Consider the following 2135-nt stretch of genomic DNA (forward strand, 5'->3'; position numbering starts at 1 on the left):
TCGTAGCGCACGTCGTCCACGATATAGAAGCCGTCTTCCTTGAGCAGGCGGTCCCAGCGGTGCACGAAGAACTCGAACTTCTTGGGATCGAAATTCTCCACGCCGGTCCAGTGCCAGGTCAAGGAGCAGACCTCGTCGTCATAGCCCATGAGCGCCAGGTAGCGGGCCTTGCTGTCCAGGTACATGCGGCGGCGCAGCAGCACTGCGGCGTCCTTGATAGGCGTGGGGTCAAAGGGGGTCTGCTCGCCGTCAAGGGTCACCTCGACCATGGACTCGTCGCCCAGCTTCATGCCGCAGGTGCAGGTGTTGCCCTTGCGCCACCACTCCAGGTACTTGGTCTTGTATATGCTGCGGCCTTCCTCGCGGATCTTCTGAGCGGTGGCCGAGGAGACGGGGTGAAGGGCCAGATCGCAGCAGCGGCCGGTGATGGAAAGGTTAAGGTCCATTGCGTCCTCCAGAGTGTTTGGTGCCGACATCCGGCAGGCGTTCCATTTTGCCCGCCGTTGTAGGCTTAAGAGCAAGTCCTGGGCCAACTTCATATCCCGTGGTATTCCATGTGATATTTGTCACAAGCACGACAGACCCCCAAAACGGCGGACGAATTTTGCGTCCGTCCCCCTTGACCTTCGGCCCGGCCAGAGGCAGATTCAACTCAAGAGCATGTCCAACGGCCTTCGGGGGAAACACTGTGCACCATTCCTTGGGGAAACCCTTTCCCTGTACCTCGCTCTGTTCATTCATCATGGATTCCGTGGCCGACGGAATCTTCACTGTCGACCGCGACTGGAACATCATTTTCTTTAGCCAGAGCGCCTCGGACATCGTGGGCGTCAGCGCCGAGCGCGCCGTGGGCCGCAAATGCTGGGAAGTCTTCCGCACCGAGGGCTGCAGCGACTATTGCGTGCTCAAGCAATGCATAGCAGAGGACCGCAAGATCGTGGGCCGCATCATGATAGTGGAACGCGAAGACGGCGCACGCGTGCCGGTGAGCGTCTCCGCGGCGCCGCTGAAGGACCACGCAGGCAATGTCATAGGCGGGGTGGAAAGCTTCCGCGACCTCTCCGTGGCGCCCGGCAAACGCGGCGCAACAAAGCTGCCCAAGGGCTTCTGCTCACGCGACCCCAACATGGCGGAAATTCTGCGCATTCTGCCGCAGGTGGCCGAGAGCGAAGCAACCGTGCTGCTCCTGGGCGAATCCGGCACGGGCAAGGAGTTCTTCGCCCGGGCCATCCACGACCTTTCCCCGCGCCACAAGGGGCCCTTTGTGGCCGTGAACTGCGGCGCCCTGCCGGAACACCTCATGGAGTCGGAGCTCTTCGGCTACAAGGCCGGAGCCTTCACCGACGCCCGGCGCGACAAGCCCGGACGCTTCCAACTGGCCGAGGGCGGCACCATACTCCTGGACGAAATAGGCGACCTGCCCCTGCCCCTGCAGGCCAAGATCCTGCGCGTGCTGCAGGAGCGCGTGTTCGAGCCCCTGGGTGGCATCACCGGCGTCGCGGCCGACGTGCGCGTCATCGCCGCCACCAACCGCGACCTGGAACGCATGGTGGCCGAGGGCTCCTTCCGCCAGGACCTTTACTTCCGCATCAACGTGGTGCGCATGACCCTGCCCCCCCTGCGCGAACGCCGGGGAGACATCGCGCTCCTGGTCGACGCCGCCCTGAAAAGCCGCAACCTCACCAGCGGCAAGGATATCGAAGGGCTCTCGCCAGAGGCCATGCGCCTGCTGATGGCCCACCCGTTCCCAGGCAACATCCGTGAATTGCAGAACATCCTCGAATACGCCTGCATTCTCTGCCCCGGTGGGCTCATCCAGGTGGAGCACCTGCCCGCCGATGTGCGCGCCTGCGAGCATCCCAGCCCCAGCCAGACCGGCCTGAACGGCCCAATGACCATGGACGAGATACGTTACCGCGCCGCAATCGAGGCCGTGGAACGCAACGGCGGCAACAGAAACGCCGCCTGCCGCGAGCTGGGAATCTCCAAGGACACCCTGCGGCGCATCCTGAACCGGGCCGACGAGAACCCGCTGGATGTGGCCAACCAGGCCTGGACCTGAGCCCGGACGCGAATCTCGTCCCGGCAGGGGCAAAAGACGCAGAATTCGTCCGTTCGCGCGCTCTGTCGGCCAG

The 2135-nt window shown here is 63.7% G+C and carries 2 protein-coding genes; one reads left to right on the top strand and one right to left on the bottom strand.

Annotation, left to right across the window (positions count from 1 at the left end):
* Nucleotides 1-446 (bottom strand): hypothetical protein (locus VN419_RS08345; protein WP_325646411.1); only part of this gene is annotated, 446 nt, incomplete at its 3' end.
* A 296-nt stretch (nucleotides 447-742) separates the two neighbouring features.
* On the opposite strand from VN419_RS08345, the gene VN419_RS08350 reads away from it, so the two are divergent.
* Nucleotides 743-2062 carry a sigma-54 interaction domain-containing protein gene (locus VN419_RS08350; RefSeq protein ID WP_325646413.1) on the top strand — a complete coding sequence of 440 codons (1320 nt, stop codon included), beginning with the start codon at nucleotides 743-745 and terminating at the stop codon, nucleotides 2060-2062.
* The last annotated feature ends 73 nt before the right edge of the window (nucleotides 2063-2135 follow it).

The organism is Humidesulfovibrio sp., from assembly GCF_035560995.1.
GTDB lineage: Bacteria > Desulfobacterota > Desulfovibrionia > Desulfovibrionales > Desulfovibrionaceae > Humidesulfovibrio.

Bases quoted from the DNA above. Each gene is read 5' to 3' on its own strand.
- VN419_RS08350 (WP_325646413.1), top strand. From the start codon at position 743: ATGGATTCCGTGGCCGACGGAATCTTCACTGTCGACCGCGACTGGAAC.